The organism is Streptomyces sp. NPDC029292, assembly GCF_055569295.1.
Genome location: NZ_JBVHXR010000012.1, coordinates 165122 through 191344, shown reverse-complemented (window position 1 = coordinate 191344; position 26223 = coordinate 165122). Strand labels below are relative to the sequence as shown.

The following is a 26223-nucleotide window of genomic DNA, read 5'->3' as shown; positions in this document are numbered from 1 at the left end:
GTCACGACGACGCCCGCACCACCAGCTCCGTGGGCAGCACGACCTGGCGTTTCTCCAACTCCCGTGACACCGCCGGGCGGCGGTCCGCGATCTCGCCCAGGAGGAGGTCGATCATGGCGCGGCCCATCTCCTGGATCGGCTGGCGGACGCTGGTCAGGGGCGGGTCCATGTGGCGGGCGATCGCCGAGTCGTCGTAGCCGACGAGGGCGACGTCGTCGGGTATGCGGCGGCCCGCCTCGCGCAGGACCTGGCGGGCACCGGCCGCCATGACGTCGGAGCCCGCGAAGACCGCGTCGAGGTCGGGACAGCGCTCCAGGAGCGTGGTCATCGCGCGGCGGCCGCCCTCCTCCGTGAAGTCGCCGGGGACGATCAGCCGGTCGTCCACCGGGCGGCCCGCGTCGAGCAGCGCCTCCCGGTAGCCGTCCACGCGGCGCTGGGCGCCGAAGACGTCGAGGCGGCCGGCGAGGTGGACGATCGAGCGGCACCCCCTGTCGATCAGGTGTTCGACAGCCGCACGGCCTCCGCCGTAGTTGTCGGAGTCCACGGACGGCAGCGTCTCCTCCGCCGAGCGGCGGCCGCTGATCACCGCCGGGATCTCCAGCTGGGAGAGCAGGTCGGGCAGCGGGTCGTCCGCGTGGACCGAGACCAGCAGGACGCCGTCCACCCGGTGCGCCGCCAGGTACTGGGCGAGGCGGCGGCGCTCCCGGTCACTGCCCGCGAAGATCAGCAGCAGCTGCATCTCGGTCTCGGAGAGCTCCGCGCCCACACCCCGCAGCATGTCCGAGAAGTACGGCTCCGCGAAGAAGCGGGTCTCCGGCTCGGGGACGACGAGGGCGATGGCGTCCGTGCGGTTGGCGGCGAGGGCGCGGGCCGCCGTGTTGGGGACGTAGCCGAGTTCCGCGACCGCCGCCTCGACGGCGGCGCGGGTCGCGTCACTGACCCGCGGGGAGCCGTTGATCACCCGGGAGACCGTGCCGCGGCCCACACCGGCGCGCGCGGCGACCTCCTCCAGGGTCGGCCGCCCGCCGCCCCGGCCCCGCGCTCCGTGGCTTGCCATGGTCCGCCTCCCGTCGACATCGCGCGCTCCGCGACTGGCCTGGAATCTAACAGTCCCGTTCATGGACAGGGGCCCGGTGACGGTGCCGATGCCGCCGGGGCCGCCGGCCGGCGCCGAGAAGTCGTACCGACACGAGCCAACTCGCCCGCCCCGCACTACCCTTCGACCCCGTCCCCCGAGTTAGTTAACAGGCCGATAACTGAACGCATCTCTCCGCGTCCGCTCCCTTGACACCCCCGCACGAACCGACGACTCTTCAACACATCACCTGTGGGAGCGCTCCCACGGTACCTGACACATACACATCCCGCACGTTCCCCGCCCGAGCCGCCGCGAGAAACAACGGGCCCAACAGTGCAGTTGGCCGGGGGGTCGGCACGTCAGGCAACAGGAGGACGCAATGCGCACGAGTACCCGACGGTCCCGCCGGCTGATGGCCCTGGCGGCCGTCGCCGCGCTGACGACGGGGTTGCTGGCCGGCTGCTCCAAGGACTCGGACGACAACTCGTCGAACACGGACGGCGGTGGCGGTGGCGGCAAGACCACGCTGACCATCGGCACCTTCGGTGTCTTCGGCTACAAGCAGGCCGGCCTCTACGACGAGTACATGAAGCTGCACCCGGACATCTCCATCAAGGAGAACGTCACCACCAAGACCGAGGTGTACTGGCCCAAGACCCTCACCCGTCTGCAGGCCGGTTCCGGTACCGACGACATCCAGGCGATCGAGGTCGGCAACGTCACGGAGGCCGTGCAGACGCAGGCCGACAAGTTCGTCGACCTCGGCAAGGAGGTCGACAAGTCCCAGTGGCTGGACTGGAAGAACGCACAGGCCACCACCAAGGACGGCAAGCTGATCGGGCTCGGCACCGACATCGGCCCGATGGCGATCTGCTACCGCAAGGACCTGTTCAAGAAGGCCGGTATCGAGACGGACCGCACCAAGCTCGCCGCGCAGTGGAAGGGCGACTGGTCCAAGTTCGTCGACCTCGGCAAGGACTACATGAAGAAGGCGCCGAGCGGCACCAAGTTCGTGGACTCCGCCTCCTCGGTCTACAACGCGGCGCTGGGCGGCGAGAGCGAGCGCTACTACGACAAGGACGGCAACGTCATCTGGGACAAGTCCACGGGCGTGAAGAACGCCTGGAACGCCGCGATGGAGGTGGCGACCAGCAACATGTCGGCGAAGCTGAAGCAGTTCGAGGACCCGTGGAACAAGGCCCTCTCCAACGCCAGCTTCGCCACGGTGGCCTGCCCCGCGTGGATGATCGGCTACATCGAGCAGAAGTCCGGTGACTCGGGCAAGGGCAACTGGGACGTGGCGGCGGCGCCGACCGCGGCCAACTGGGGCGGCTCGTTCATCGGCGTGCCGACGGCGGGCAAGCACCAGAAGGAGGCCATCGCGCTCGCGAAGTGGCTGACCGCCCCCGAGCAGCAGGCGAAGGTCTTCGCCAAGCAGGCGAGCTTCCCGTCGACCCCGTCGGCGTACGCGAACCTGAAGCCGCTTGCCGACACCACGGCGTACTTCTCGGACGCGCCGATCGCGCAGATCTTCTCCGACTCGGCGAAGACCATCCCGAGCCAGATCTTCGGCACGAAGGACCAGCCGATCGGCACCGCGATCACCGACGTCGGCATCCTCCAGGTCGAGCAGAAGGGCAAGACTCCCGACCAGGGCTGGAACGCGGCCAAGAACGAGATCAAGGACGTGCTCGGCCAGTGACAGGCTCCAAGCAGGCTCTCGCGCACCTCGCGTCGAGCGCCGACGCCGCGCCCGGCGACCAGCCGGGCGCGGCGCGCCGCGCTCACGGTCGCGGTACGACGCCGCCTCCGGGCCCCGACTCCTGGCGCAGCCGGCTGTACCGCTGGGACATGAAGGCGTCGCCGTACGCGTTCATCGCCCCCTTCTTCATCTTCTTCGGCGCCTTCGGGCTCGTCCCGCTGCTGTACACGGCCTGGTACTCGCTGCACAACGTGCAGCTGTCCGGCCTTGACCACCAGACCTGGGCCGGCCTGGACAACTACAAGAACCTGCTGTCCTCGGAGTTCTTCTGGAACGCCCTGGAGAACACCTTCACCATCGGTCTGATCTCGACCGTGCCGCAGCTGATCATGGCGATCGGGATCGCGCACCTGCTCAACTACAAGCTGCGCGGCTCGACCGTGTGGCGGGTCGTGATGCTCACCCCGTACGCCACCTCGGTGGCGGCGGCGACCCTGGTGTTCGTGCTGCTGTACTCCTGGGACGGCGGCATGATCAACTGGCTGCTGCACTTCGTCGGCATCGACCCGGTCAACTGGCGTGAGTCCGACTGGGGTTCGCAGTTCGCCGTCTCCTCCATCGTGATCTGGCGGTGGACCGGCTACAACGCGCTGATCTATCTGGCGGCGATGCAGGCGATCCCCACCGACCTGTACGAGTCGGCGGCCCTGGACGGCGCGGGCCGCTGGCAGCAGTTCCGCCATGTGACGATCCCGATGCTCCGGCCGACGATCCTGTTCACGGTGGTCGTCTCCACCATCGGTGCGACGCAGCTGTTCGGTGAGCCGCTCCTGTTCGGCGGGCTCGGCGGGTCCAAGGGCGGCTCCGAACACCAGTACCAGACGCTCGGTCTGTACATGTACGACCAGGGCTGGACCATCGGCAATCTCGGCAAGGCGTCCGCGATCGCCTGGACGATGTTCCTGCTCCTGCTGATCGTCGCTGCGGTCAACCTGTTGATCACCCGACGGCTGAGGAAATCCCAATGACCACAAGTGAACTGACGCTCCCTCAGGCGGAGGGGAAAGTGACGGGGAAGGGCAGCCGGGGCGACACCGGGCGCCGCCGGATGCTCGGCGCGGGCAAGCATCTGCACGCGGGTCCGCTCACCTATGTCGTCCTGTCCGTCTTCGCCTTCGTCTCGCTGGCGCCGCTGCTGTGGACGGTGATCGCGGCCTCGCGCACCGACCAGCGGCTCGCCCAGACGCCACCGCCGCTGTGGTTCGGCGGGAACCTGTTCAAGAACCTCGAGGCCGCGTGGGAACAGGGCGGCCTCGGCACCGCGATGGTCAACAGCACGATCGTCGCCGGAACCATCACCGTCGGTACGGTCCTGTTCTCCACGCTCGCCGGATTCGCCTTCGCCAAGCTGCGGTTCAAGTTCTCCAGCACCCTGCTGCTGCTGACCATCGGCACGATGATGATCCCGCCGCAGCTGGCGGTCGTACCGCTGTATCTGTGGATGAGCGACCTGGGCTGGTCCAACCACCTGCAGACGGTCATCCTGCCCACCCTGGTCAGCGCCTTCGGTACGTTCTTCATGCGGCAGTACCTGGTACAGGCACTGCCCACCGAGCTGATCGAGGCGGCGCGGGTCGACGGCGCGAGCAGTCTGCGCGTCGTGTGGCACGTCGTCTTCCCCGCGGCACGCCCCGCGATGGCGGTGCTCGGGCTGCTGACCTTCGTGATGGCCTGGAACGACTTCCTGTGGCCGATCATCGCTCTCAACCAGCAGAACCCGACCGTGCAGGTCGCCCTCAACGCACTCGGCACCGGCTACGTCCCGGACCAGGCGGTGATCATGGCGGGCGCGCTGCTCGGCACACTGCCACTGCTGATCGCCTTCCTGCTGTTCGGCAAGCAGATCGTGGGCGGCATCATGCAGGGCGCGATCAAGGGCTGACCGCCTCTCCAGGGGGCCGGGTCACCGCCGCCTCGGCCCCCTCGTCCCCCTTCTCCCCTCCTCCAACTCGTCGGTCTTCACGACCTCTTATGGGAGCGCTTCCATGCCTGAGCCCGTAACCTCCGTGATCTTTCCTCCCGCCTTCCTCTGGGGCGCGGCCACCTCCGCGTACCAGATCGAGGGGGCGGTGCGGGAGGACGGCCGCACGCCCTCGATCTGGGACACCTTCAGCCATACGCCGGGCAAGACAGCCGGCGGCGAGACCGGTGACATCGCTGTCGACCACTACCACCGCTACCGCGACGACGTGGCCCTGATGGCGGAGCTGGGCCTGACGGCGTACCGCTTCTCGATCTCCTGGTCGCGCGTGCAGCCGACCGGCCGCGGCCCCGCCGTACAGCGCGGCCTGGACTTCTACCGCAGCCTGGTCGACGAGCTGCTCGCGCACGGCATCAAGCCCGCGGTCACCCTCTACCACTGGGACCTGCCCCAGGAGCTGGAGGACGCGGGCGGCTGGCCCGAGCGCGACACCGCGCTGCGTTTCGCCGAGTACGCGCAGATCGTCGGCGAGGCGCTGGGCGACCGGGTCGAGCAGTGGATCACCCTCAACGAGCCGTGGTGCAGCGCGTTCTTGGGGTACGGCTCGGGGGTGCACGCGCCGGGCCGTACGGACCCGGCGGCTTCCCTCCGGGCCGCCCACCATCTGAACCTGGCGCACGGACTGGGCACTTCGGCCCTGCGCGCCGCGATGCCCGCCCGTAACACGATCGCGGTGAGCCTCAACTCCTCCGTGGTCAGGCCGCTTTCGCAGGACCCGGCGGACCTGGCCGCGGTGCGGCGCATCGACGACCTCGCCAACGGGGTCTTCCACGGTCCGATGCTGCACGGCGCGTACCCGGAAACCCTGTTCGCGGCGACGTCGTCGGTCACGGACTGGTCGTACGTCCTGGACGGCGACCTGACGGCGATCAACCAGCCGCTGGACGCCCTCGGCCTCAACTACTACACCCCGACGCTGGTTTCGGCCGCCGCCGCCTCACCCGACGGCCCTCGCGCGGACGGCCACGGCGCGAGTTCCTTCTCCCCCTGGCCGGGCGCGGACGATGTCGCCTTCCACCAGACCCCGGGCGAGCGTACGGAGATGGGCTGGACGATCGACCCGACGGGCCTGCACGACCTGATCATGCGCTACAGCGGGGAGGCGCCGGGCCTTCCGCTGTACATCACGGAGAACGGCGCGGCGTACGACGACAAGCCGGACCCGGACGGCCGCGTCCACGACCCCGAGCGGATCGCGTACCTCCACGGCCATCTGTCGGCGGTCCGCCGGGCCATCGCCGACGGCGCGGACGTCCGCGGCTACTACCTCTGGTCCCTGATGGACAACTTCGAGTGGGCGTACGGCTACGACAAGCGGTTCGGCGCGGTGTACGTGGACTACGCGACGCAGGCCCGCACGCCGAAGTCGAGCGCCCTCTGGTACGGGCAGGCGGCGCGGACGGGGTCGCTGCCGCCGGTGACGGCCGCCGAATAGACCATGTGACCGGGGGATCGCGGGGGACGGGGCGCGGCACCTGAGGGGGGTGCCGCGCCCCGGCATTTCTGTACCGCTTACGAGGAGTAGACCTCGGTCATCTCGGTGATCTTGTTGTCGGAACCGACCGCGGCGTCGTAGAAGTTCATGCCCCAGCAGTCGCTGGTGTCCGCCGAGGCCTGACCACCGTCGTACGACTCCCCGTTCGGGTCCGCGCACGTCTTGACGTGGGCGATGCCGCCGTCCTGGGCGGTGAGGGTCTTCTGCTTGCTGTCGTTCTTGCTGATGACGGTCACCTTGGTGTCGCCCGAGGCGATGGAGTACGTCTTCGGCTCACCGACCGGCTCGTAGGCGGCACCGGCGTCCGACTTCGGGTCGCAGTGCATCTTGGCGTCCTTGGCGATGACGTTGTTCATGGCGCCTTCGACGTTGTTGACCCAGATGACCTTGTGGCCCTCGGCGATGGTCGGGCAGGAGCCGTTGTCCGCGCTCGCGGAGGCCGTGGGACTTGCGGTGGCGGTAGCACCTGCCGAGGCCGTAGCGCTCGGACTGGCACTGCTGCCGGCGGCACCGGTGTCGTCGCTCTCGCCGGGCTGACAGGCGGTGAGCGTCAACGCCACGGAAACGAGCATGGCGGCGCCAAGGGCATGACGGATGGAAAGCACGACTCCCCCGAGTGGTGATACGGGCCGCAGCCCAAGTGGTGAACCGGGCCGAAGCCCGAGTGATGGCACGGGCCAAGATCGACCCGGCCGCACACTATATAGGCATGGGCATGCCGAGTTGACGTTGCTTCAGGGCAGCGTCTGCGTGACGCGCGACCTCGGAGGGTTCGCCGCCGCGCATCCCCGGGTGGGCCGCGTACGTCTCCTGCCAGTGCGCGCGCTGGGTCCCGCCGAGGTCCCGGTCCCGCTGTCGCGTCATGCCGACGCCTCCTGCCGGGTGAGCCCCGCGACGATCGCGGTGAGCGTACGTTCCACGACCGCGTCGCGCTGGTCGGCGGGGAGGAGGGCGAGGGGGCCGTCGAGGATGAGCAGGGAGAGGCCGTGGACGGTCGACCAGGCGGCGACCTCGGCGGCGGGGCGGTTCTCCGGGCGCATACGACCCGTGGCCACGAGCGCGTCGAGGGTGTCGGAGAGTTCCCTGAACGCGGCGAACTCCGGCCCGGCGACGGGGGCTTGGAGTCCGGTGAAGTCGTTCTCCTCCGCCTCGGACGTGCGGCAGAAGGCGGTGCGGTAGAGCCCGGGGTGCTCGATCGCGAAGCGGACGTATCCGCGCCCGATCGCCTCGGTCCTGCGCTCGGCCTCCTCGCCCGGGTCATCGAGCCCGGGGAGTACGCGCACGGCTTCGGCCATCGAGGCGGCGAGCGCCTGCTGGCCGCGGATCTTCACGGCCTCCAGGAGATCTCCCTGGCCGCTGAAGTGGCGGTACGCGGCGGTGGGCGACACGCCGACGCTGCGGGCCGCCTCCCGCAGGACGACCCGCTCGGGGCCGCCTTCGGCCGCGAGCTCGACGGCGGCCTCGATCAGGGCGTTGCGGAGGTCGCCGTGGTGGTAGCGGGGCTTGCCGGCGGCGGCCGGCTTGCCGCCCGTGATCGATCCCATGACTCCATCCTGCGGTTCCATGACTCCATCCTGCCCGAAGTTGATGCCGTTAACATCCAAAGTTGACGCCGTTAACATCCTGTGCCACCGTCGATGGAGCTAATGTTAACGGCGTAAACATCCGGAGGCGATTCGCGTGTTCGACCGCATCGCCGAGCTGGCACTCCATCGCAGCCGGCTCGTACTGACCCTCACCGCGGTGGCCGTGGTCGCCATGGGAGCCATCGGCTTCGGGGCGTTCGGCAAGCTCCTCGGCGGCGGCTTCGAGGACCCGAGCGCACCCTCGGCCCGCGCGCAGCAGCTCATCGACGAGAAGTTCGGCGGCGAGAGCAACCTGGTCCTGCTGGTCCGGGCCGACAAGGGCAGCGACGGCTCCATCGACTCCCCCGCCGCCGAGCGCGCCGGGCGCGCCCTCACCTCGCGACTCAAGGGCGAGCCAACCGTGGCGAACGTGATCTCGTACTGGAACACCGGCAGCTCCGCGCTGACCTCCCGGGACGGGACCGCGGCCCTGGTGCTGGCCCACGTCAAGGGCGACGACACCGAGCAGGGCGACAACGCCTCGGCGATCATCGACGCGTACACCGGCGACCGGGACGGCCTTACGGTCCAGGCGGGCGGCGAGGCGGCGGTCGGCGACGAGGTGCCCAGCCAGGTCGCCAAGGACCTCGCGCTGGCCGAGTCGATCGCCGTACCGCTGATCCTGATCCTGCTGGTGATCGCCTTCGGCAGCGTCGTCGCGGCCCTGCTGCCCCTGGCCATCGGGCTGATCGCGATCGTCGGCACCTTCGCCGAGCTGTTCGTGCTCGGCAGCCTGACCAGCGTGTCGGTGTTCTCGATCAACCTCACCACCGCGTTGGGGCTGGGCCTGGGCATCGACTACGCACTGCTGATGATCAGCCGGTTCCGCGAGCACCTCGCCGAGGGCGCCGACGTCCCCGAGGCGCTCCGGCACACGGTCCGCACGGCCGGCCGGACCATCACGTTCTCCGCGGCGACCGTCGCCGCCGCGCTGGCCGCGCTGCTGGTCTTCCCGCAGTTCTTCCTGCGCTCCTTCGCGTACGCGGGCATCGGCGTGGTGGCCATCGCCGCAGTCAGCGCCCTGCTCGTCATTCCGGCACTGCTCGCCGTACTGGGCCACCGCGTCAACAACGGCCGCCTGCCCTGGGCCCAGACGGTACGCAACGCCGAGGCACCCCTCTGGGGCCGGCTGGCCCGCACGGTCATGCGCAGGCCCGCCCTGACCGCGCTCCCGGTCCTGGCCGTCCTGCTGCTCGCGGCAAGCCCCCTGCTCGGCGTCACCTTCGGCACGCCGGACGAGCGGGTGCTGCCGGAGAGCGCGCAGAGCCGGCAGGTCGCCACGGCGGTGCAGCACGACTTCACCGGCAGCGACGAGTCGGCGGTGCAGATCGTGACGACGGGCCCGGTGTCCGCGGCCGACCTGAGCACCTACGCGACGGCTCTCTCGAAGCTCGACGGCGCGGCCCGGGTGGAGACCTCCGCCGGCACCTTCACCGACGGCCGGTCAACGGCGCCCGGTCCGGCGAGCGCCGCGCTCGGCCGCCCCGACGCCCAGCGGATCACTGTCGTCACCGGCCTCACGCCCAAGTCGGACGAGGCGCAGGACTTGGTGAAGGCGGTACGGGCGGTCGACGCGCCCGGCGGGACCGAGGCGCTGGTCGGCGGCACGGACGCGCGGCTGGTCGACTCCAAGACGTCGATCGCGGACCGCCTCCCGGCCGCCATCGGTCTCGTAGCCGGCAGCACCTTTGTGATCCTCTTCCTCTTCACCGGCAGCGTGGTGCAGCCCCTGCGGGCGCTGGTCCTCAACGGCATCAGCCTCACCGCGGCCATCGGCGTCATGGTGTGGATCTTCCAGGACGGCCATCTGTCCTCCCTGCTGGGCTTCACACCGCAACCGATGGACACCTCGATGACCGTGCTCATGTTCTGCATCGCCTTCGGCCTGTCCATGGATTACGAGGTCTTCGTGACCAGCCGCATCAAGGAACTCCACGACGCGGGCGCCGACACGGAAACGGCCGTCACCAGCGGGCTCTCCCACACGGGCCGGATCGTGACGATGGCCGCCGGACTCTTGGCGGTGAGCTTCTTCGCCTTCGGCACGGCCCACGTCAGCTTCATCCAGATGTTCGGCCTGGGCAGCGGTCTGGCGATCCTGATCGACGCGGTGGCCGTACGCGGGGTGCTCGTACCGGCGGCGATGCGGCTGCTGGGGCGTACCGCGTGGTACGCACCCAAGCCGCTGCGGGTGGTGCATGAGCGGCTGGGCGTAACCGAGGGCTAGGGCCAGGGCGTTGGGTTGTGCCGGCCTGCGCTGGGGACCGATGGTGCGTTGTCCTTCGGTCCACTGTCCTTCGGTGCGCTGTCCTTCGGTGCCTTGGCCGTGACCATCAGGCCGGCGATCAGGCTCGCGAGCAGCAGGATGCCGGCCACCCACCAGAGGGTGTAGGTGTATCCGCCCATGCTCGCGTCAGCGAGCGCCTTCCACGTTGCCGGCGGAAGCCCTCGCATACCGACGGCGTCCCCACTCCGGGCAGAACTGCCGAGGCCGAGATAGTCATGGTCCGGCGAAACCCCTGGCACATAGTGCATTCGGGCGTCAACGGCCGCGCCGAGGACGCTGCTGAACGCCACGACGCCGATCGAACCCCCTAGCTGCTGGGCGCTGTTCACAGTCGCCGAGGTCACACCGGAGTCCTGGGGAGTGATGCCGTCCGTCGCGACGGCGAAGAGCGGCATCAAGGTCATGCCTGTGCCGAGGCCGGTGAGGAGCATGCTGGGCAGCATCTGGGTTGCGTAGGTGCCGTCGAGCTCGAGGCGCGTGAGCAGCAGCACGCCGAGGGCCACGAGTGCCAGGCCCGGCACCATCAGGATGCGGGGTGCGACGCGGTGCAGCAGGCGGGCGGAGATCTGAGTGGAGCCGATGACCATCGCGGCAACCGTGGGCAGGAAAGCCTCGCCTGTCTTGAGCGTGGAGTAGCCGAGGACCTCCTGCAAGTAGAAGGTCTGGGTCAGGTACACCGCGAGCAGGCCCATGCCGGCCAAGAGCATGGTGAGGAAGGCACCGAGGCGGCCCCGGTCCTTGAAGACGTACGGCGGCAGGAGGGGGCTGGACGCCCTGGTCTGCCACCACACGAAGGCCGCGAGCAGGAGGACGCCTCCCACGAGTAGGGCCAGGATCAGGGAGTCGGTCCAGCCCCGTCGTCCCCCGGCCTCGCCGAGGGCGTAGAAGAAGGCGTAGAAGAGGGCGGCGAGCCCGCCGGTGCTGAGCAGTGCGCCGAGCGCGTCGAAGCTGGTCGCGGCGCGGCCCGGACGGTCCTGCACGAGGATCGCCGCGCCGAGCACGAGAATCGCGGCGATCACGACATTGACGTACAGGCACAGGTGCCGGTCCGAATGCGAGAACAGCCAGGCGCCCATGAGCAGGCCGAGCGCCGTGCCGCCGCCGGCAATCACCCCGAAGACCCCGAAGGCCCTGCCGCGTTCCTTCGGATCCGTGAAGGAGGTGGACAGGAGGGACAGCGCCGACGGCCACAGCAGCGCGGCGAACACACCTTGCAGCGCACTGGCACAGATCAACATGCCGGCGCTGTGGCCGCGCCGCCGAGCGCGGAGGCCGCCGCGAAGCCGACCAGGCTGACGATCAGCGCCCGTTTGCGGCCCATGAAATCCGCGATGCGCCCGCCGAGGAGGAGCAGACCGCCGAAGGCGAGGGGATAGGCGAGGTACAGCAGCCTCAGGTCCTGGAAGGGGATGTTCCACTCGGCCCGGAGGGACGGCTCGATGAGGTTCGGGTACGACCCGTTGATCAGCACCAGCAGCTGCGCCAGCGTGATCACCAGCAGGCCCCACCAGCGCCGGGGGTGCGGGCCCTGGATGTCCGCCGGGGGCGGGGCGCGGACCAGGCGCCGGGGGGTGGGCCCGGGGGCGGGCCGTATCCCTGCGCGGGGACGACGTGCGCCGGGGCCGCGGGGGCGTACCCGGGCGGCGGGGGCAGCGGCTGAGGCTGTGCCTGTGGCTGTGGCTGCGCGGGCGGGATGCGGGGGTCCGGGCGGGCGGCGGGCGTTTCGGCAGATGTGGCGGGGCGTAGTCCAGCAACTGGGCGGCATGGCGGCCCAGTTGCGCCAGGATCGCGCCCGGCAGCCATTCCGTGGCCTGGTCCGTCGCCGTGCGCGCGGCCACCTGCTGCGGGGTGGGCCGCTTCGCCGGGTCCTTGTGCAGACATTCGCGTACGAGATCGACGAGCGTCTCCGGTACGCCGGTCAGGTCTGCCTCCTCCTCGGCGACCCGGAAGAGGTGGGCGTTCAGGCCGGTGTCCGTGGCGCCGAAGAGGAGGCGCCCTGTGGTGGCGTAGACGAGGACGGCGCCCAGGCAGAAGACGTCGCTGGCAGGGGTGAGTTCAAGGCCGCGGACCTGCTCCGGCGACATGAAGCCGGGGGAGCCGATCAGCATGCCGGTGCGGGTGTGCAGTCTGTCTCCGGCGAGGCTGTCCATCGCCCGTGCGATGCCGAAGTCGATGACGCGGGGGCCGTCGACGGTGACGAGGACGTTGGACGGCTTGAGGTCACGGTGGATCAGGCCCGCCTCGTGCACGGCCTGCAGGGCGAGGGCGAGGCGGTTGGCGAGGGTGTGGGCCGAGTGCTCGGGCAACGGCCCGAAGTCCTTGGCGACCACGCTGTGCAGGTCGGGCCCCGGGATGTACTGGGTCGCCACCCAGGGCACGGCGGCCTAGGTGTCGGCGTCGAGGACGGCCGCCGTCCAACTGCCGCCCACCCGCCGCGCGGCGGCGACTTCACGGGCGAAGCGCTTGCGGAACTCCGGGTGCCCGGCGTACTCGGCCTGCACGGCCTTCACGGCCACGGTGCGTCCGGCCTCGGAACGGCCCAGATAGACCAGGCCCATGCCGCCCGCGCCCAGTCGGGCGATCAGGCGGTACGGGCCTATGCGGGTCGGGTCCTCGGCGATCAACTGGTCCACGGGATGAAGATAGTCCAACTATCCAACGGAGGTGGGTGCATTGGGCGAACCAGCTTCACCCATCAGACACGCCCGAGCTCGAACCAGGTCGCCTTGCCCCGGCCGGGGCCGTGCGTACACACGCCCCAGGCGTCGGCGCCGTACGAGATGAGCTGTATGCCGCGGCCGTCCTCGTCGTCGGGGTCGGGGGTACGGCAGGTGGGGGAGCCCGGGGCTTCGTCGTGGATGAGGACGCGGAGGCGGTACGGGTCGGTCCAGCCGGCGTAGAGGGTGACGGGGGTTGTACAGCCTTTGCCCGCACAGGCGTTGATGGCGTTGGTGACGGCTTCCGAGGTCAACAGGACGGCGGTGTCGGTGAGTTCGGGGCGGTGGGAGGCGGTGAGAAGGGTGCGGATGGTCTGGCGGGCGGTGTGGACCCAGATGGGGTGGGGTGGGAAGACGAGGGAGACGTCGGTGGGGGTGGGGAGGGGGTGTGGGGGGTCCTCCATGGGGGGCTCCTTGGGGTTCGGGCGCGCACGTGGTGACCAGGTCCGGGGGCCTCAACTGGGGTGAGGGTGGGGGTGCTTCCTCGGGGCGCGGGGGGGGGTGGGTTGGCCGGGATGAGCTGCGCGGCACACTGCGCACGCCCACAAGGAGGACAGCATGCCGCCCAGGACCAGCCCCAGCGAACGACAACGACGTCTGGGCGCCGAGCTGCGCAAACTGCGCATCCGAGCCAGAATGTCGGGCGATGCCGCCAGTGCACTGATCGGAGCCGAGCGGACCCGGATCAGCCACATCGAGACCGGCCGCGTCGACGTCCCACGCAACGGGCTCTACAAGTTGCTACGCGCCTACAGTTGTCCCGAAGGCGCCTACTTCGAGGGCCTGATGGAGATGGCCCAGGAGCGCGGCAAGGGCTGGTGGGACGACTTCCGGGACGTCGTGGCCCCTTCGGCCTGCGATCTGGCGGAACTCGAATCGAGGTCGACGGTCCTGCGGACCCATGAATCGCTGTTCGTGCCGGGGATGTTGCAGACGAGCGACTACGCCCACGCGGTGATCGGCGAGTCAGAACCGAACCCCCAGCGCATCGACCGGTTCGTCGGCTTCCGCCTCAGGCGACAGCGAACCATTCTCGACAGCACCTCGGTGACATACCGGGCGATCATCCACGAGGCCGCACTACACGCACAGGTCGGTGGCCCCAAGGTCATGCGCCAGCAGTTGCTCCGACTGATCGAGGTGGCCCGGCGCCCCAACGTGACGGTGCAAGTCTTCCCCTTCGACGCCGGCACGTACTCCGCGTACAGCCGCTCCTTCGCCATCTTCGGCGGCGTAACCCCCGAACTCGACACGGTGTACCTGGAACACCCGACAGAGTCCCTCTTCCTCCGGGATGGTGAACAAGTCGACGAGTACGCCAAGATGTTCGAAAGGCTCTCCGACCGGGCCCTCGCCCCCGTCGACCCCGAGTCGGCCCCGGAGTCCCACAACACGCGGGATTCACTGAGCCTGATTCAGCACGTGATGTACACCCTGTGAGAGGAACCGCAATGCCCCAACTCACCTGGCAGAAGTCTTCGTTCAGCGGCGGAGGCAACGGCGAGTGCGTAGAGCTGGCGGCAACAACCCCTCACCGCATCCACCTCCGCGAAAGCGACCAGCCGCACAAGATCGCCACGAGCACACCCCAAGCCCTGGCAGGACTACTCGGCGCCCTCAAGACCGGTCGGATCGCTCGGCCTTGACGCGCCGCCGCGCCACTGGCGCGAGCACGGCGATAAGGACCACCGCGACAACGACGAACCCCCCGACCTCGACAGCCGACGGAAACGCACGCTGAGCCACGAGCGAGGTCACGGTCATCCCCACCGCGGCCACGCCGAAGGAAATCGCCGCGCGCTGGGCGAAGGGTCGAGTGCGGGCCATCAGACGTACCGCCGTCCTGGAAAGAACACGAACCTGTCTCAGATGTGATCGTCCCGCAGGGTACTGCCCTCCCCCGAGAGGAACCACGACGCCCCAACTCACCTGGCGAAAATCCACACTCAGCGGCGGCGGCGAAGGCGAGTGCATAGAGCTGGCGGCAGCAACTCCTCGCCACATCCACCTCCGCGAAAGCGACCACCCCCAAGACATCACCACAACCACACCCCCCTCGCGGGACTGCTCAAGAGACCCCACCCGTCGGCCTCGTGGCCCGCGCGTCAGTACAGCGCGGTCGTGACCTCGGAGCGGTGATCCACATCAGGTGGAGCAGGATCGGTATCCGCAACACGATCAGCGTCCAGGCGACGGCCCTCGACGCCCGGCCGCCGCGGGCCATGAGCGCCGCGCTCACGGCCACGGACACGACCACCCCAGCCAGATGGCCGGGACCACCGACCGGTTCGCCACAGTGGTGTAGGGGTTTGCGTAGACCGCGACACCGGCCGCGACGGCCAGGGCCACCGCCACCGCCGCTTCCAGCCGCAGCGGCACCCGGGGCCGTGAGACCCGGCTGTCCGGGGCGGGTGTCGTCGTCTCCATCATGATCTCTCCCGGTTCTCTGGACCGGCCCGGCCCGGGTCGGAGCGCCCGGGCCGGCCCTGTGGGTGCTACAGCAGTTCGGTTGTGATCTCCGGCAGCAGGAAGCCGACCAGATAGAGCACCACGGGCGTGCGCAACACGATCAAGGCCCAGCCGAGGCCCCTCAGCGCACGGCCGCCACGAGCCATGAGTACGGCGGTCGCGGCCACGGACGCCACGACGCCCACGCCGATGCGTGGCAGCCACGCCCGCGTCTCCAGGTCGATGTACGAATCCAGGTAGACCCAGCCGGTGGACACGAGCACCACGACGAGCGCCAGTACGGCTTCCGCCAGGAGGAACACGCGGCGACGAGAGGTGTGACCCCCGTGTGGGGACGTCATGGGTTCATCCGTCACGAGTACCACTCCGGCCACACCTTGTAGATCCAGATCTTCATGTCGGGCTCCACTTGACGCTGTGCGCTCAGCGCCCGGTACTTGTACCGCTTGCTGTGCTGAGTGACGTAGATCTTTCCGTTCGCATCGATCTTCGAGATGACCGAGGCGTGCTCCACGCCGTCCTTCTTGGCGGGATCCCAGTCGTAGAAGATGACGTCGCCGATCTGCGCGCTGCTGGTCGAGTGCGTGGTCCACAGCGCGTAGTGGTACAGGAAATTCTTCAGGGCCGCCGCGTTGACCCAGGTCTTGGATGCCTTCGTGTACGGGCTGGTGTACCGCCACCAGTAGTTGAGGTCGTCGTTCGCCCACCACGAATACGTGTCGTACTTCTTCTTCATCCCCCCGCCCAGGTGCAGGGCCCTGGAGACGAAGTTGGTGCAGTCCGAGCTGTACATGTTGGCCTGGGCGTAGTTCTTCACGGCCCAACTCGCGATGCCCCCATACGACATGGACACGCTGGCCTGCTGGGCGTCGAAGGAGACGGTGGCCGCCGTGTCGCTCGTGTTGGTGCTGTCGCCGTCGAACGCGGACGCGTCGTCGGTGTCGTCCAGCGTGCCGGCGTCGAGACTGTTGCCGAAGTCGCTCAGCGCCTCGGCGCCCGCGCTGACGGCCGACTCGGCGGCCGAGGCCGTGCTGTGGCCAGTGAGCGTGGGAACCGTACCGGTCGTGAAAGTGTAGACAGCTGTCGTCACACCGCTGTCCTCGGTCGCGTCGGGGGTGTCACCGTCGACCCCGGACACATAGGTGGACGTGGTGGTGGCGGTGGCACGCAGGTCGACCGTGGAGCCGGTGGTGCCGGGCATGGCCAGGACGTCCGTCAGCGTGGTGGTCGGCTCCTCCGTGTCCATGTCGTCGCCGGTCACTCCTGCCCGTTCGGTCAGCGGGGTGGCCTGCTCGGCATCGAGGACGTCGACGAACGCGTCACCGCTGTCGCTCGCCTCGGCCGCTGTCGCCGCGCTGGCCTGGTCGCCGGTGAGCAGGGCGTTCTGCGCGGCCAGGTACTCCGCCAGGACCGTCTGATAGGCAGCCGTGCCGCCGGTGACGGCGGCCGGGGTGACCGCGGAGGATGTGGCCGCGCCGCCGGTCCCGTAGTCGTTCGCGGGCGTCACGGTGAAGGTATAGGCCGAGCCGTTGGTCAGTCCGGTGACGACCGCCGAGGTGTCGGTGGTGGCCGTGGAGACGACTGTCGTGCTGCTGCCCTTGAGCTTTGCCGCGACGGTGTAGGTGACCTCGTCGTCCTCTTCTCCGGTGAAGGCGGCGGGGCTCCAGGTGACCAGCGCGCCCTTCTCCCCGGCGCGGGCGGCCAGGTCGCTCACCGCGGTGGGCGCCGTGCCGGTGGCGTCCTCGTCGGGAGCGGTGGTGTCGTCCTCGACGACGTCCACAGTGAAGGACTTCAGGCTGCTGTAGGAGGAGCAGACGTCGCCGAGGCAGGCGCGCGCCTTCCACTTGTACGTAGCCCCATCGGTCAGCAGGTCCTCCGGGACCCCGAGCGCGGCGCGCTCGCCGGAGGCGACCGTGGCCGTGCCCAGCGGGCTGTCCCCGACGACGTCGCCGTCACTGTCGTACAGCACGTACTGCACGTCGACGTCGTTCTGCCCGACCGCTGTGGCGATGGTCGTCAGCAGCGGTGTGGTCGTCTCGGTGGCCCCGGTGCGCAGGTCACTCGGGACGTCGGGGACCTCCAGCGCGCCGGTGTCGACGGTGAAGGTCTGCCAGGAGGTCCAGGCCGTGGAGTAGTCCGTGCCGTCGTAGGCGCGGGCGTGGATGCGCAGGTGCGTGCCGTCCTCCAGCGGAGCCGTGGACGGCACCGTCAGCGGGGTCGCCTTGCCGGAGCTGACGTACGCGCTCGACTTGGTCAGCGTGTACGTGGTGTCGGCGTAGTCGGGATCGGGCTCGATCGCGTACTGCACCCGGACTTTGGCGCCGGAGTCCGCGTCACTGACCTTGGCGGAGAAGACGGGCAGGAGTGAGGTGACGACTTTCTCACTGCCGCTCGTCGTGCTCGGCGAGAGGGTCAGCGAACTCGGTGTCTTGGGATACGAGTTGTACGTGACCGTCAGGTGCGGTTCGGTGGCGGCGTCCTCGCCGGAGACGTAGTTGGCCGAGCGCCAGCGACGCCAGGTGAGGCTGTCGGTCTCGCTGACGCCCTTCATCTTGAGGCCGTAGTTGGTCGAGCCGTCCGCCCAGGCCTGGACGATGGAGTCGATGTCGAAGTTGACGGTGCCGGCCGGGCAGTCGTCGAAGTAGCCCTTGGCGGCCGTGCTGGTGACCGCGCCGGTGCTCGTGGAGGACGGCTCGTCGCCCCAGGTGATCGTGGACGACGACCAGGACGAGGTGATCCGGCGCACCTGGGTGCCCGAGCCCGCGGTGGAGCAGGATGACGACCAGTACGAGTACAGGGCCAGGTTGGTGTCGAGGATGTCGGTGCCCGCGAAGTCCGAGACGTCGAACTTCAGGTAGGAGCGGGCGACCGTGTCACCGCCGTTGTACGTGCCCGACTTCAGCTCGACCGAGGAGACCTGCGAGTCGGTGTAGTTGGTGGCGACCCAGGTGTCGGTGGTGACGGCGAGCGTCGAGGTGGGGTCGACCGTGACCGGGTAGGTCAGGTCCTGGTCGAAGTAGTCCGCGTCCGGGGTCAGGACGAGGGTCTGTCGGCCGTCGGCCGCCGTCTCGATCTCGGTGTCCACGGAGGCGGCGTGCTTCGACTCGCCGGAGGCGGCGTCCCTGGAGGAGTCCCACATCATCGGCGCCGGAGCCTCTGCGACCAGGTCGCCATCGGCGTTCTTCAGCAGCAGGTGCCCCGAGTCGGCCTGGGAGAGGGAGAGCCCGTCCAGGGTGATGGGGATGCGGTAAGAGAGGGTCCCGTCGGGCGCCGAGTCGAGGACGACGTTCTCGGAGAAACCTTCCTTCAGCGCGGTGACCGTCAACGTCTGGCCATCACTCAAGGCGTACGAGGCGGTGTCGCCGTCCACCGTCGGGGCGGGCAGGGTGTTCTCCCACCCCATGGTCAGGGACGTGTCACCCGCGGAGACGGAGGCCAGGGTCTTGTCCCCGCCGTCCGAGACGGTGATGTCGGCGGCCGCTGCCTCCGGCTCCAGCGCGGGGCCCGCGTCGGACAGGTCCGTGTCGATGGCCTGCCACGTCCCGCCGTCGTCCTTGACCCTGATGGGACCGGCGTAGCTCTCGGCCGTCAGCGTGCCGTCCGGGTTCGCGTACACGGTGGAGGTCTCGGTGCGCTGCGAGGTCAGCTCGACCCGCTCGCCGCTCAGCTTCGCCTTGCGCCGCGCCAGTTCGTCCTCGGAGAGGAACGACAGCGCCTTCGCCGCGCCGTCGCTGCCGCTGTCGTCGAGGGTCGTGGCGGTGATGCTGTTTCCGGGAGCCGTGGATGACGCTCCTGTGGTCTGCCTCAGGACCTGCGTACCGCCCGGGTCCGTGGTCACGACCAGTCCGGTGAGCAGCAGCGCCACGCCCGCGGCCTGCGCGCTGCGTCTGTACCGGGATCTTCGCCCTGCGGGCGTCCCCCCAACGTCCCTGTTCACGTGTCCTCCCTCAATTCCCCAACGGCAGCCGGAAATCGACTGCCGTTGGCCGGAAGGTAGTGGCATCGGTTGTGGGGGCCGCCGCTCACGCGGCAGACCCCGGCGGGGCCGCTGTTCGTCCACTGTGGGTATCCGGGGCGATGCCGGTGGGCCCGTTGCGAGCGGCCTGTACGCGTATCGGGAGAACCCCTTCATTCCCCCTCACCGGGCTCACATCCGTGTCGCTTCCGTGAAGGCCTCCCACCCTGGAGATCTTGACGAAGCTGTGACCCGGCTTGATGAGGGGTCAGGCCACCTTCACCAGCCCCCCGTCGACCCGATAGTCCGCCCCCACCACGCTGCGGGCGTGGTCCGAGGCCAGGAAGGCCACCACGGCTGCGACTTCCTCCGGCTCGGTCAGGCGGTCCGTGGTCATGCCCATGAAGTCGGCGGCCCGGTCGAGGAATTCGGCGTGGTCGGCGCCGTTGGCGGCGGCCAGTTGGGCGCCGAAGCTGTCCGGGGCCTCCCAGATCGCGGTGCGGACCGGGCCGGGGGAGACGGTGTTGACGCGTACACCACGCGGGCCGAACTCCTCTGCCAGGGCCTTGCCCAGGGCGGTGAGGGCGGCTTTGACGACGTTGTAGTCGACCGGGCCCGCGGCCGGCATCCGGGCGCCGATCGACGACACGTTCACCACTGAGCCGCCGCGCTCCAGCAGACTCGGCAGCGCTGCACGCGTCACGCGCACCGCGCTGAAGAAGTTCACGTCGAGCGTGCGGTGCCAGGTCTCGTCGTCCGTGCCGAGGAAGCCGGTGAGGGCGAACGCGTCCCCGCCGCCGACGTTGTTCACGAGTACGTCGATGCCGCCGAGCTCCGCCCGGGCCCGCTCGGCCAGGTGGTCGCCTCCGTCGGGCGTGGCCAGGTCGACCGGGACGGGGACGGCGCCGGATTCCTTCAGTTCGGGAGTGATCGTGCGGGCCGCGCCCACTACGCGTACGCCCTCCCCGATCAGCGTACGAACCACCGCCAGGCCGATGCCTCGGCTCGCACCCGTGACGACGGCGGTCTTGCCCGTGAGGTTGAGATCCATGGTTCCGAACTCCATTTTTTAACTGTAGGTACAGAAAATGGGTACCGGTGGGGCAGGAAAGGGGCCTGTGGGTCAAGCAAAGGGGCGAAATGAAGCGCGCCCCGACCAGGTGTGGGGGAGATCCGGTCGGGGCACGCTCCCCCGTGGGGGGATGGCTATCGGGGCTGGTCAGTCGGTCAGTTGGTCCGTTGTTCCGTTGGTCAGTTGGTCAGTTGAAGGCGCCGAACGCCTTCGAGAACGCGCCCGCGTCCTGGACGATCGAGCTGCAGGTCGCGTCGGCGTAGTTCTTCGCGCCGCCCGAGCACTGCTTGTCGCGGGTCGCGGACCACATGGAGAGCCAGCCGAGGCCCTTCGACTTGGCGAAGGTCACCAGCTGCGAGGCGTCGTCGACCTTGAAGATCTCGGAGGACACGTCGTTGACGCCGATCATCGGGGTGATGGCGACGGCCTTCCAGGCCGCGCTGTCGGACAGTCCGAGGACGCTCTTGACCTGGGCCTGCGTGGCGGTGGCCGCCTGCTCGGCGTACGTGCCCATGTCACCGCTGTAGGAGGCGCCGTAGTCCATCGCCATGATGTTGACGGTGGAGATGTTCACGCCGTTCGACTTGGCGTTGGACAGGAGGTTCACGCCGTCCTGGGTGAGGCCCTCGGGCATGACCGGGAGAGTGAAGGACACGTCCAGGTTCGGGTGTTGCTGCTGGAGCTTCGCGATGGCCTTGGCGCGGTTGGTGTTCGCGGTGGTGTTCGGCAGCGCGCCGCCCTCGACGTCGAAGTCGACCTTCGTAAGGCTGTAGGCGTCCACGACCTTCCCGTACGCCGTCGCCAGCGCGTCGGCCGAGGAGCAGGTCGTCGCCAGCTCCGAGCCGGAGGCCCCACCGAAGGAGACCCGGACGTCGCCGCCCTTGGCACGCAGGGCACCGATCTGCGAGGCCACCCCGTCACTGGCGAGGTCGGTCACGCCGCCCCACTTGGGCGTGCAGCTGCCGCCGTCCGTGATGAAGGCCAGGTTGTAGTCCTTCACACCGGTGGCCGTGGCGCTGGCGACCAGGTCGAAGGCCGGGTAGAGGGAGGTGTCGACGTAGGGCGCGAAGCCGGCGGTCGACGTGCTGCCTCTGCCGGTGCTCTGGGAGGGGGAGGCGGTCGCGGTCGCCGTCGCGGTCGGAGTCGGGGTCGCGCTCTGCGTGGCGGTCGGGGTGGGCGTGGCCGTCGGGGTCGCCGACTCCGTCGGGCGGCCGCTCGGCTCGGGCGTCGCGCCGTCGTCCACCGAGCACTTGGCGCTGTCGATGAGACAGCCCGTCGGGTCCGCGGTGCCGTTCACCACGAAACCGACGGTCACGGACTCGCCCGCCGCCAGGCCGTCCTTGTCCCAGGACGGCGGCGTCACGGTGACGTGCTGCCCGCTCACGCTCGACTCGCCGTTCCACAGCGAGCTGAGCTTGGCGCCGGACGGCAGGTCGAACTCCAGCGTCCAGTCGCCCTTCACCTGGTCGGTGTCGTTGGTGACGACGTACTGCGCGGTGTAGCCCGTCGACCAGTCGCTGGTCTTGGTGTACGCGGCGCCGACGCCGGCCGCCTGCGCGGTCCCGGTGAACAGGAAGGCGCCACCGCCGACCACGGCCGCGGCGACGATGCCGCCTATCGCCTTGTTCCTGCCACTGACCTTGCTGCGCCGGTGCGTGCTGCTCATCGCGTGCCTGCCTTCGCGGTTTCACGGGGGTTCACAGGGGATTCCCAGGGGTGGGTGCGGCAGCACGCTAGCGATCCGGAATCGGGCAAACCGCTTCATCCGGACGGCCGTTGAGGATCTTAGGGTGCGCTTAAGGAAGGCATCGGGGCCGGTTAAAGGTAGAGACCAATTTGGGGTACGGGAGGGTGGGCACGCCGTCGTCAAGGCGGGGTCCGTCCGCTCACGCGGACCTCGCCCTCACCCTTCGGCTCCCGGCAAGGGGCGGGGTCAGCTCACGCCCACGCCGCGCTTACGACGTCGTACGGTCCCCCGGTGCCCGCGCCGAACCGGCGCCCGCCCGTCCAGCTGGATCCATATCCGCACCTCGGTCCCGCCGAGCACCGACGAACCGATCCGCACATCCCCGCCCGTCGACTCCGCGAGCCGCCGCACGATGTCCAGGCCGAGCCCGGTCGAGCCGTCGCTCCCGGACCCGCGCCCCCGCGCCATCGCCGCCTCGGGATCCACGATCCCCGGACCCGCGTCCGAGACCAGCACGATCACGGCGTCCTCGCCGTTGTGCACGTCGACCGCGAAGGCCGTGCCCTCCGGGGTGTGCCGGAAGACGTTGCCGAGGAGCGCGTCGAGCGCGGCCACCAGGTCGGCCCGCGCGACGGGTATGCGGACGGGCCGGTCGACGCCCGCGACGCGCACCTTGCGGCCCTCGTCCTCCGCGAGCGCCGACCAGAAGTCCATCCGCTCACGGACGACTTCGGACGCGTCGCATCCGGCCCCGACACCTATCGCCGCCGTCTGCGGCTTGGCCTCCCGGGCCGTCCGGATGATCGTGTCCACCTCGCGCTCCAGCTGTGCGACGGCGGCCCGGGTCTGCTCGGCGGCCGGTCCGTCGCCGAGCGAGGCCGTGTTGAGCCGCAGCACGGTCAGCGGTGTGCGCAGGCGATGGGAGAGGTCGGCCGCCAGCTCCCGCTCGTTCGCCAGGAGTTGTACGACCTGATCGGCCATCGAGTTGAACGCGACGGCCGCCAGCCGCAGCTCGGTCGGCCCCTCCTCGGGCACCCGTGCGCCCAGCTTCCCCTCGCCCAGCTCGTGCGCGCCCTCGACCAACCGCTGCGCGGGCTGCACCATCCGTACGCCCAGCCGGTCGGCGACCGCGACCGAGCCGATGATGAGCGCGACGCCGACCGCGGCGAGTACCGCCCAGGCCGTACCGACGCCGTTGCTGACCTCGGACTCGGGGACGTACACCTCGACGACCGCGATCTCGCCGGAGCTCAGCGCGACCGGCTGGAGCAGGGTGGAGCCGCCGGGGACCCCGGTGGTGGAGGCCCGGCCCAGCTTCCGGGTGGTCGCGATGTCCTTGTCCGCGGCACGCCGGCGCCCGATGTCGGCCGCCTTGATGCCGTCACTCGCCGGTATGTGCACGGCCATCCCGGAGCCCGAGCCCGCGGAGGCGACGACGCGCTCCAGCTGGTCCCGGTCGGTGGTGATGGAGAGCGCGGGCGCGACGGCCGCGGCCTCCCGCTCCGCGTTCGAGAACGCCCGGTCCCTGGCCATCTCCTTGATGACGAGCCCGAGCGGGACCGCGAAGGCGACCACGACCATCGTGGTCACCGCCACGCACACCTTGACCAGCGCCCACCTCATGACGCCCACCCCTCGACCGGCGCCCGCCTCATAGCGGCGGCTCCAGTCTCGGTGGCTCCAGCTTCACGCCGACACCCCGCAGGGTGTGCAGATAGCGCGGCCGCGCCGCCGTCTCGCCCAACTTCCGCCGCAGCCATGACAGATGGACGTCAATGGTCTGATCGTCCCCATAGGCCTGCTGCCACACCTCGGCGAGCAGCTCCTTGCGCGGTACGACGACACCGGGCCGCCCGGCCAGGAAGGCGAGCAGGTCGAACTCACGCCGCGTGAGATCCAGTCGTACGCCGTCCAGCTCGGCCTGGCGCCGCAGCGGGTCGATGGCGAGCCCGCCGACCCGGATGACCGTCGACGGGGGCGCGTCCCTCGGGGTCGTCCGCGCACGGCGCAGCACCGCCGCCATCCGCGCCGACAGGTGCTCGACGGAGAACGGCTTGGTCAGATAGTCGTCCGCCCCGTCGTTCAGCAGGCGGACGATCTCCGTCTCGTCGTCCCGCGCGGTGGCGATGATCACTGGGACGTCGGTGATTCCGCGCAGCATCTTCAGCGCCTCGGACCCGTCCAGATCGGGCAGACCGAGGTCGAGGATGACGACGTCGAAGGAGAAATGGGCGACCTCGCGCAGCGCCTCAAGGGCGGTGCCGACACTGCGCACGGTGTGCGCGGCATCGGTCAGATGCCGGATGAGGGCTGAGCGTACGAACTGGTCGTCCTCGACCACGAGCACACTTGCCATGGGCGGCACCGTACGCCATACGAGCGACCCGCTCCGGGGCCTGTGGACAACTCCGGCCGCCAGGACGTGGACAACCCGGACTGTGACGCACCCATGAGACACCCGTGGGGCAGGTGGTGCAGTATGGCCCGCGATGCGCAGAGGACTCGTACACGTACTTGCTTGGTCGCTCGCCACGGGCGCGGCGGTCACGCTGTCGTGGTGGGGCGTCCACACGGTGATGACGGGGACGGCGTACGACCCGCCGCGCGCGCTGCCCATCACGGCGGGCGACTCGACGACGCAGGAGTCGAAGCCACTGGCCTCCTCGACGCAGCGGGCCCAGCCGTCGAAGAGCGCGTCGGGTGAGTCCGGCACGTCGGGTGAGCCGTCGCGGAGCCGGAAGCCGAGCTCGACGCCCTCGAAGTCGGCGCCCCCGAGCGCCTCCCCCTCGCCGGCCTCCTCCGGCCAGGTCAAGAGCTACGACACCGACGGCGGCCGGGCGGTCTTCGACCTCGGCAAGACCTCCGCGACGCTGGTCTCGGCGACGCCGGGCGCGGGCTGGTCGATGCAGGTGTGGAAGACGGAGAAGTGGATCCGCGTGGAGTTCACGTCGGGCGCGAACCGGGTGTCGGTGTTCTGCACGTGGCACGACGGGCCGCCGCACGTGGAGATCGGCAACTACTGACTCCGGTCGGCGGAGACCGGCGGTGATGGCCGACCGGTCAGCGGAGACCGACGGTGGCGGCCAACCGGTCGGCGGAGACCGACGAGGCGGCCGACCCGGTCAGCGGAACACCGACGGGGGCGGCGCAGGTGACGCCACCGCCGCCGCGTCGGTGACCGGTGTCGCGCCTCCGGTGAAGTCGGCCAGCTCCTTGCCGTGTTCGACCCGTCCGGGGTGCGGGTCGGAGGCCGCGCGGCGGGTCAGTTCGGCGATCGGCAGCGGGTGGTCGGAGGCCACGAGGACCGCGTTGCCGAAGCGTTTGCCGCGCAGCACCGTCGGGTCGGCCACCAGGGCGAGTTCGGGGAAGACGGCCGCCACGGTGGCGATCTGGCCGCGGAGGTGGGCGAGCGGGGGTCCGTCGGCGAGGTTCGCGGCGTAGACGCCTCCGGCCTTCACCACCCTGCGTACCTCCGTGACGAACTCGACGGACGTCAGATGCGCCGGTGTACGGGCCCCGCTGAACACATCCGCGATCACCAGGTCCGCCCAGCCGTCCGGCACCTTGGCGAGCCCTTCGCGGGCGTCCGTGGAACGCACCCGGATACGGGCGTTCGGGTCCAACGGCAGCTCGCGGCGGACCAGTTGAACGAGGGCCGCGTCGCGTTCGACGACCTGCTGGGTGGAGCGGGGGCGGGTCGCGGCGGTGTAGCGGGCGAGGGTGAAGGCGCCGCCGCCGAGGTGCACGGCGTGCACGGGCTTGCCGGGCGGGGCGACGAGGTCGATGACATGGCCGAGGCGGCGCTGGTACTCGAAGCTCAGGTACGCGGGGTCGTCGAGGTCGACGTGCGACTGCGGGGCGCCGTCGATCAGCAGGGTCCAGGCGCGCGCCCGGTCCCGGTCGGGCAGCAGCTGGGCGAGCCCGCCGTCGACCGGCTCGACGACGGCTTCGGCGGCGGCCTGCCCGCGCCGCCCGCCACGCCCCGCCTCGCGCCCGTCGTCCGACCGCTTGTTCCTCGCCCTTGCCATCCCGCCATTATCGGGGCGTACGGGTGGGGCGGCCTCCCCGGTGCTTCCGGGGCTCGGCGGCTGCCGG

Annotated in this window: 26 protein-coding genes and 1 pseudogene; 9 read left to right on the top strand and 18 right to left on the bottom strand. The window is 69.9% G+C overall.

The features are described 5' to 3' along the window. Nucleotide 1: 1 nt before the first annotated feature. Nucleotides 2-1057 carry a LacI family DNA-binding transcriptional regulator gene (locus tag ACZ4WS_RS25985; protein WP_467983827.1) on the bottom strand — a complete coding sequence of 352 codons (1056 nt, stop codon included), beginning with the start codon at nt 1055-1057 and terminating at the stop codon, nt 2-4. Nucleotides 1058-1457: 400 nt separating this feature from the next. Here ACZ4WS_RS25985 and ACZ4WS_RS25980 point away from each other — a divergent pair, with 400 nt between their 5' ends. The 4 genes from ACZ4WS_RS25980 (at nt 1458) to ACZ4WS_RS25965 (ending at nt 6256) form a co-directional block, all read left to right on the top strand. After that, nucleotides 1458-2780: an ABC transporter substrate-binding protein gene (locus ACZ4WS_RS25980; protein WP_467983825.1), complete on the top strand. Its 1323-nt coding sequence runs from the start codon at nt 1458-1460 to the stop codon at nt 2778-2780. Beyond that, nucleotides 2777-3808 carry a carbohydrate ABC transporter permease gene (locus tag ACZ4WS_RS25975; protein ID WP_467983822.1) on the top strand — a complete coding sequence of 344 codons (1032 nt, stop codon included), beginning with the start codon at nt 2777-2779 and terminating at the stop codon, nt 3806-3808. Before ACZ4WS_RS25980 ends, ACZ4WS_RS25975 begins: the two co-directional genes overlap by 4 nt. After that, nucleotides 3805-4722, top strand: a complete 918-nt coding sequence (locus tag ACZ4WS_RS25970) for a carbohydrate ABC transporter permease (protein WP_467983819.1) — start codon at nt 3805-3807, stop codon at nt 4720-4722. Before ACZ4WS_RS25975 ends, ACZ4WS_RS25970 begins: the two co-directional genes overlap by 4 nt. Nucleotides 4723-4825: 103 nt before the next feature. Then, nucleotides 4826-6256 (top strand): GH1 family beta-glucosidase, encoded by a 1431-nt coding sequence (locus ACZ4WS_RS25965; RefSeq protein ID WP_467983817.1) that lies wholly within the window; start codon nt 4826-4828, stop codon nt 6254-6256. 77 nt (nt 6257-6333) lie between these two features. Here the strand turns inward: ACZ4WS_RS25965 and ACZ4WS_RS25960 are convergent, their stop codons facing one another. The 3 genes from ACZ4WS_RS25960 to ACZ4WS_RS25950 all read right to left on the bottom strand — a co-directional run bounded on the left by ACZ4WS_RS25960 (nt 6334) and on the right by ACZ4WS_RS25950 (nt 7860). Beyond that, nucleotides 6334-6876 carry a hypothetical protein gene (locus ACZ4WS_RS25960; RefSeq protein WP_467983815.1) on the bottom strand — a complete coding sequence of 181 codons (543 nt, stop codon included), beginning with the start codon at nt 6874-6876 and terminating at the stop codon, nt 6334-6336. Between the two features lie 139 nt (nt 6877-7015). After that, a complete protein-coding gene (locus ACZ4WS_RS25955; RefSeq protein ID WP_467983813.1) occupies nt 7016-7180 on the bottom strand; it encodes a hypothetical protein in 165 nt (54 codons plus the stop codon). After that, nucleotides 7177-7860, bottom strand: coding sequence for a TetR/AcrR family transcriptional regulator (locus ACZ4WS_RS25950; RefSeq protein WP_467983811.1), 684 nt, complete (start codon nt 7858-7860; stop codon nt 7177-7179). The genes ACZ4WS_RS25955 and ACZ4WS_RS25950 overlap by 4 nt, the downstream gene beginning before the upstream one ends. A gap of 136 nt (nt 7861-7996) precedes the next feature. Between ACZ4WS_RS25950 and ACZ4WS_RS25945 the strand changes: the two genes are divergently transcribed. Continuing rightward, nucleotides 7997-10168, top strand: a complete 2172-nt coding sequence (locus tag ACZ4WS_RS25945) for an MMPL family transporter (protein ID WP_467983808.1) — start codon at nt 7997-7999, stop codon at nt 10166-10168. On the opposite strand, the gene ACZ4WS_RS25940 is transcribed toward ACZ4WS_RS25945, so the two are convergent. The 5 genes and pseudogenes from ACZ4WS_RS25940 to ACZ4WS_RS25920 form a co-directional block, all read right to left on the bottom strand. Continuing rightward, a complete protein-coding gene (locus ACZ4WS_RS25940; protein WP_467984025.1) occupies nt 10165-11466 on the bottom strand; it encodes an MFS transporter in 1302 nt (433 codons plus the stop codon). The two genes, ACZ4WS_RS25945 and ACZ4WS_RS25940, sit on opposite strands and share 4 nt — an antisense overlap. After that, the gene (locus ACZ4WS_RS25935; protein ID WP_467984040.1) at nt 11460-11723 is read right to left on the bottom strand and encodes an MFS transporter; all 264 of its coding nucleotides are present in this window, start codon (nt 11721-11723) and stop codon (nt 11460-11462) included. The genes ACZ4WS_RS25940 and ACZ4WS_RS25935 overlap by 7 nt, the downstream gene beginning before the upstream one ends. Nucleotides 11724-12120: 397 nt before the next feature. Beyond that, nucleotides 12121-12558, bottom strand: a pseudogene (locus ACZ4WS_RS25930) (protein kinase domain-containing protein); the annotation flags it as partial. A 54-nt stretch (nt 12559-12612) separates the two neighbouring features. Continuing rightward, complete coding sequence (locus ACZ4WS_RS25925; RefSeq protein ID WP_467983806.1) at nt 12613-12861, bottom strand: hypothetical protein; 249 nt, start codon at nt 12859-12861, stop codon at nt 12613-12615. A 62-nt stretch (nt 12862-12923) separates the two neighbouring features. Beyond that, a complete protein-coding gene (locus ACZ4WS_RS25920) occupies nt 12924-13349 on the bottom strand; it encodes an ATP-binding protein (RefSeq protein WP_467983804.1) in 426 nt (141 codons plus the stop codon). Nucleotides 13350-13503: 154 nt separating this feature from the next. On the opposite strand from ACZ4WS_RS25920, the gene ACZ4WS_RS25915 reads away from it, so the two are divergent. Together ACZ4WS_RS25915 and ACZ4WS_RS25910 are read left to right on the top strand one after the other, a co-directional pair. Further along, nucleotides 13504-14385 (top strand): helix-turn-helix domain-containing protein, encoded by an 882-nt coding sequence (locus tag ACZ4WS_RS25915; protein WP_467983802.1) that lies wholly within the window; start codon nt 13504-13506, stop codon nt 14383-14385. An 11-nt stretch (nt 14386-14396) separates the two neighbouring features. Beyond that, nucleotides 14397-14591, top strand: coding sequence for a DUF397 domain-containing protein (locus tag ACZ4WS_RS25910; RefSeq protein WP_467983800.1), 195 nt, complete (start codon nt 14397-14399; stop codon nt 14589-14591). Here ACZ4WS_RS25910 and ACZ4WS_RS25905 read toward each other — a convergent pair. Then, nucleotides 14563-14772, bottom strand: a complete 210-nt coding sequence (locus tag ACZ4WS_RS25905) for a hypothetical protein (protein WP_467984038.1) — start codon at nt 14770-14772, stop codon at nt 14563-14565. The genes ACZ4WS_RS25910 and ACZ4WS_RS25905 overlap by 29 nt on opposite strands. Here ACZ4WS_RS25905 and ACZ4WS_RS25900 point away from each other — a divergent pair. After that, the gene (locus ACZ4WS_RS25900) at nt 14762-15070 is read left to right on the top strand and encodes a DUF397 domain-containing protein (RefSeq protein ID WP_467983798.1); all 309 of its coding nucleotides are present in this window, start codon (nt 14762-14764) and stop codon (nt 15068-15070) included. The two genes, ACZ4WS_RS25905 and ACZ4WS_RS25900, sit on opposite strands and share 11 nt — an antisense overlap. 110 nt (nt 15071-15180) lie before the next feature. Here ACZ4WS_RS25900 and ACZ4WS_RS25895 read toward each other — a convergent pair whose 3' ends face one another. The 7 genes from ACZ4WS_RS25895 to ACZ4WS_RS25865 form a co-directional block, all read right to left on the bottom strand. Further along, nucleotides 15181-15375 carry a hypothetical protein gene (locus tag ACZ4WS_RS25895; RefSeq protein WP_467983796.1) on the bottom strand — a complete coding sequence of 65 codons (195 nt, stop codon included), beginning with the start codon at nt 15373-15375 and terminating at the stop codon, nt 15181-15183. A gap of 65 nt (nt 15376-15440) precedes the next feature. Then, the gene (locus ACZ4WS_RS25890) at nt 15441-15716 is read right to left on the bottom strand and encodes a hypothetical protein (RefSeq protein WP_467983795.1); all 276 of its coding nucleotides are present in this window, start codon (nt 15714-15716) and stop codon (nt 15441-15443) included. 50 nt (nt 15717-15766) lie between these two features. Then, on the bottom strand, nt 15767-19351 hold the full coding sequence (locus tag ACZ4WS_RS25885) for a DNRLRE domain-containing protein (RefSeq protein ID WP_467983793.1): 3585 nt from the start codon (nt 19349-19351) through the stop codon (nt 15767-15769). Nucleotides 19352-19637: 286 nt separating this feature from the next. Further along, entirely contained in the window at nt 19638-20420 is a 783-nt protein-coding gene (locus ACZ4WS_RS25880) for an oxidoreductase (protein ID WP_467984023.1), read from the bottom strand. A gap of 208 nt (nt 20421-20628) precedes the next feature. Next, nucleotides 20629-22107, bottom strand: a complete 1479-nt coding sequence (locus ACZ4WS_RS25875; protein ID WP_467983791.1) for a glycoside hydrolase family 18 protein — start codon at nt 22105-22107, stop codon at nt 20629-20631. A gap of 267 nt (nt 22108-22374) precedes the next feature. Then, the gene (locus ACZ4WS_RS25870; RefSeq protein ID WP_467983789.1) at nt 22375-23751 is read right to left on the bottom strand and encodes a sensor histidine kinase; all 1377 of its coding nucleotides are present in this window, start codon (nt 23749-23751) and stop codon (nt 22375-22377) included. Nucleotides 23752-23779: 28 nt separating this feature from the next. After that, the gene (locus tag ACZ4WS_RS25865; RefSeq protein WP_467983788.1) at nt 23780-24484 is read right to left on the bottom strand and encodes a response regulator transcription factor; all 705 of its coding nucleotides are present in this window, start codon (nt 24482-24484) and stop codon (nt 23780-23782) included. Between the two features lie 133 nt (nt 24485-24617). Here ACZ4WS_RS25865 and ACZ4WS_RS25860 point away from each other — a divergent pair, with 133 nt between their 5' ends. Next, on the top strand, nt 24618-25151 hold the full coding sequence (locus ACZ4WS_RS25860) for a hypothetical protein (RefSeq protein WP_467983786.1): 534 nt from the start codon (nt 24618-24620) through the stop codon (nt 25149-25151). A gap of 99 nt (nt 25152-25250) precedes the next feature. Here the strand turns inward: ACZ4WS_RS25860 and ACZ4WS_RS25855 are convergent, their stop codons facing one another. Next, the gene (locus ACZ4WS_RS25855) at nt 25251-26156 is read right to left on the bottom strand and encodes a spermidine synthase (RefSeq protein WP_467983784.1); all 906 of its coding nucleotides are present in this window, start codon (nt 26154-26156) and stop codon (nt 25251-25253) included. Nucleotides 26157-26223 lie beyond the last annotated feature (67 nt).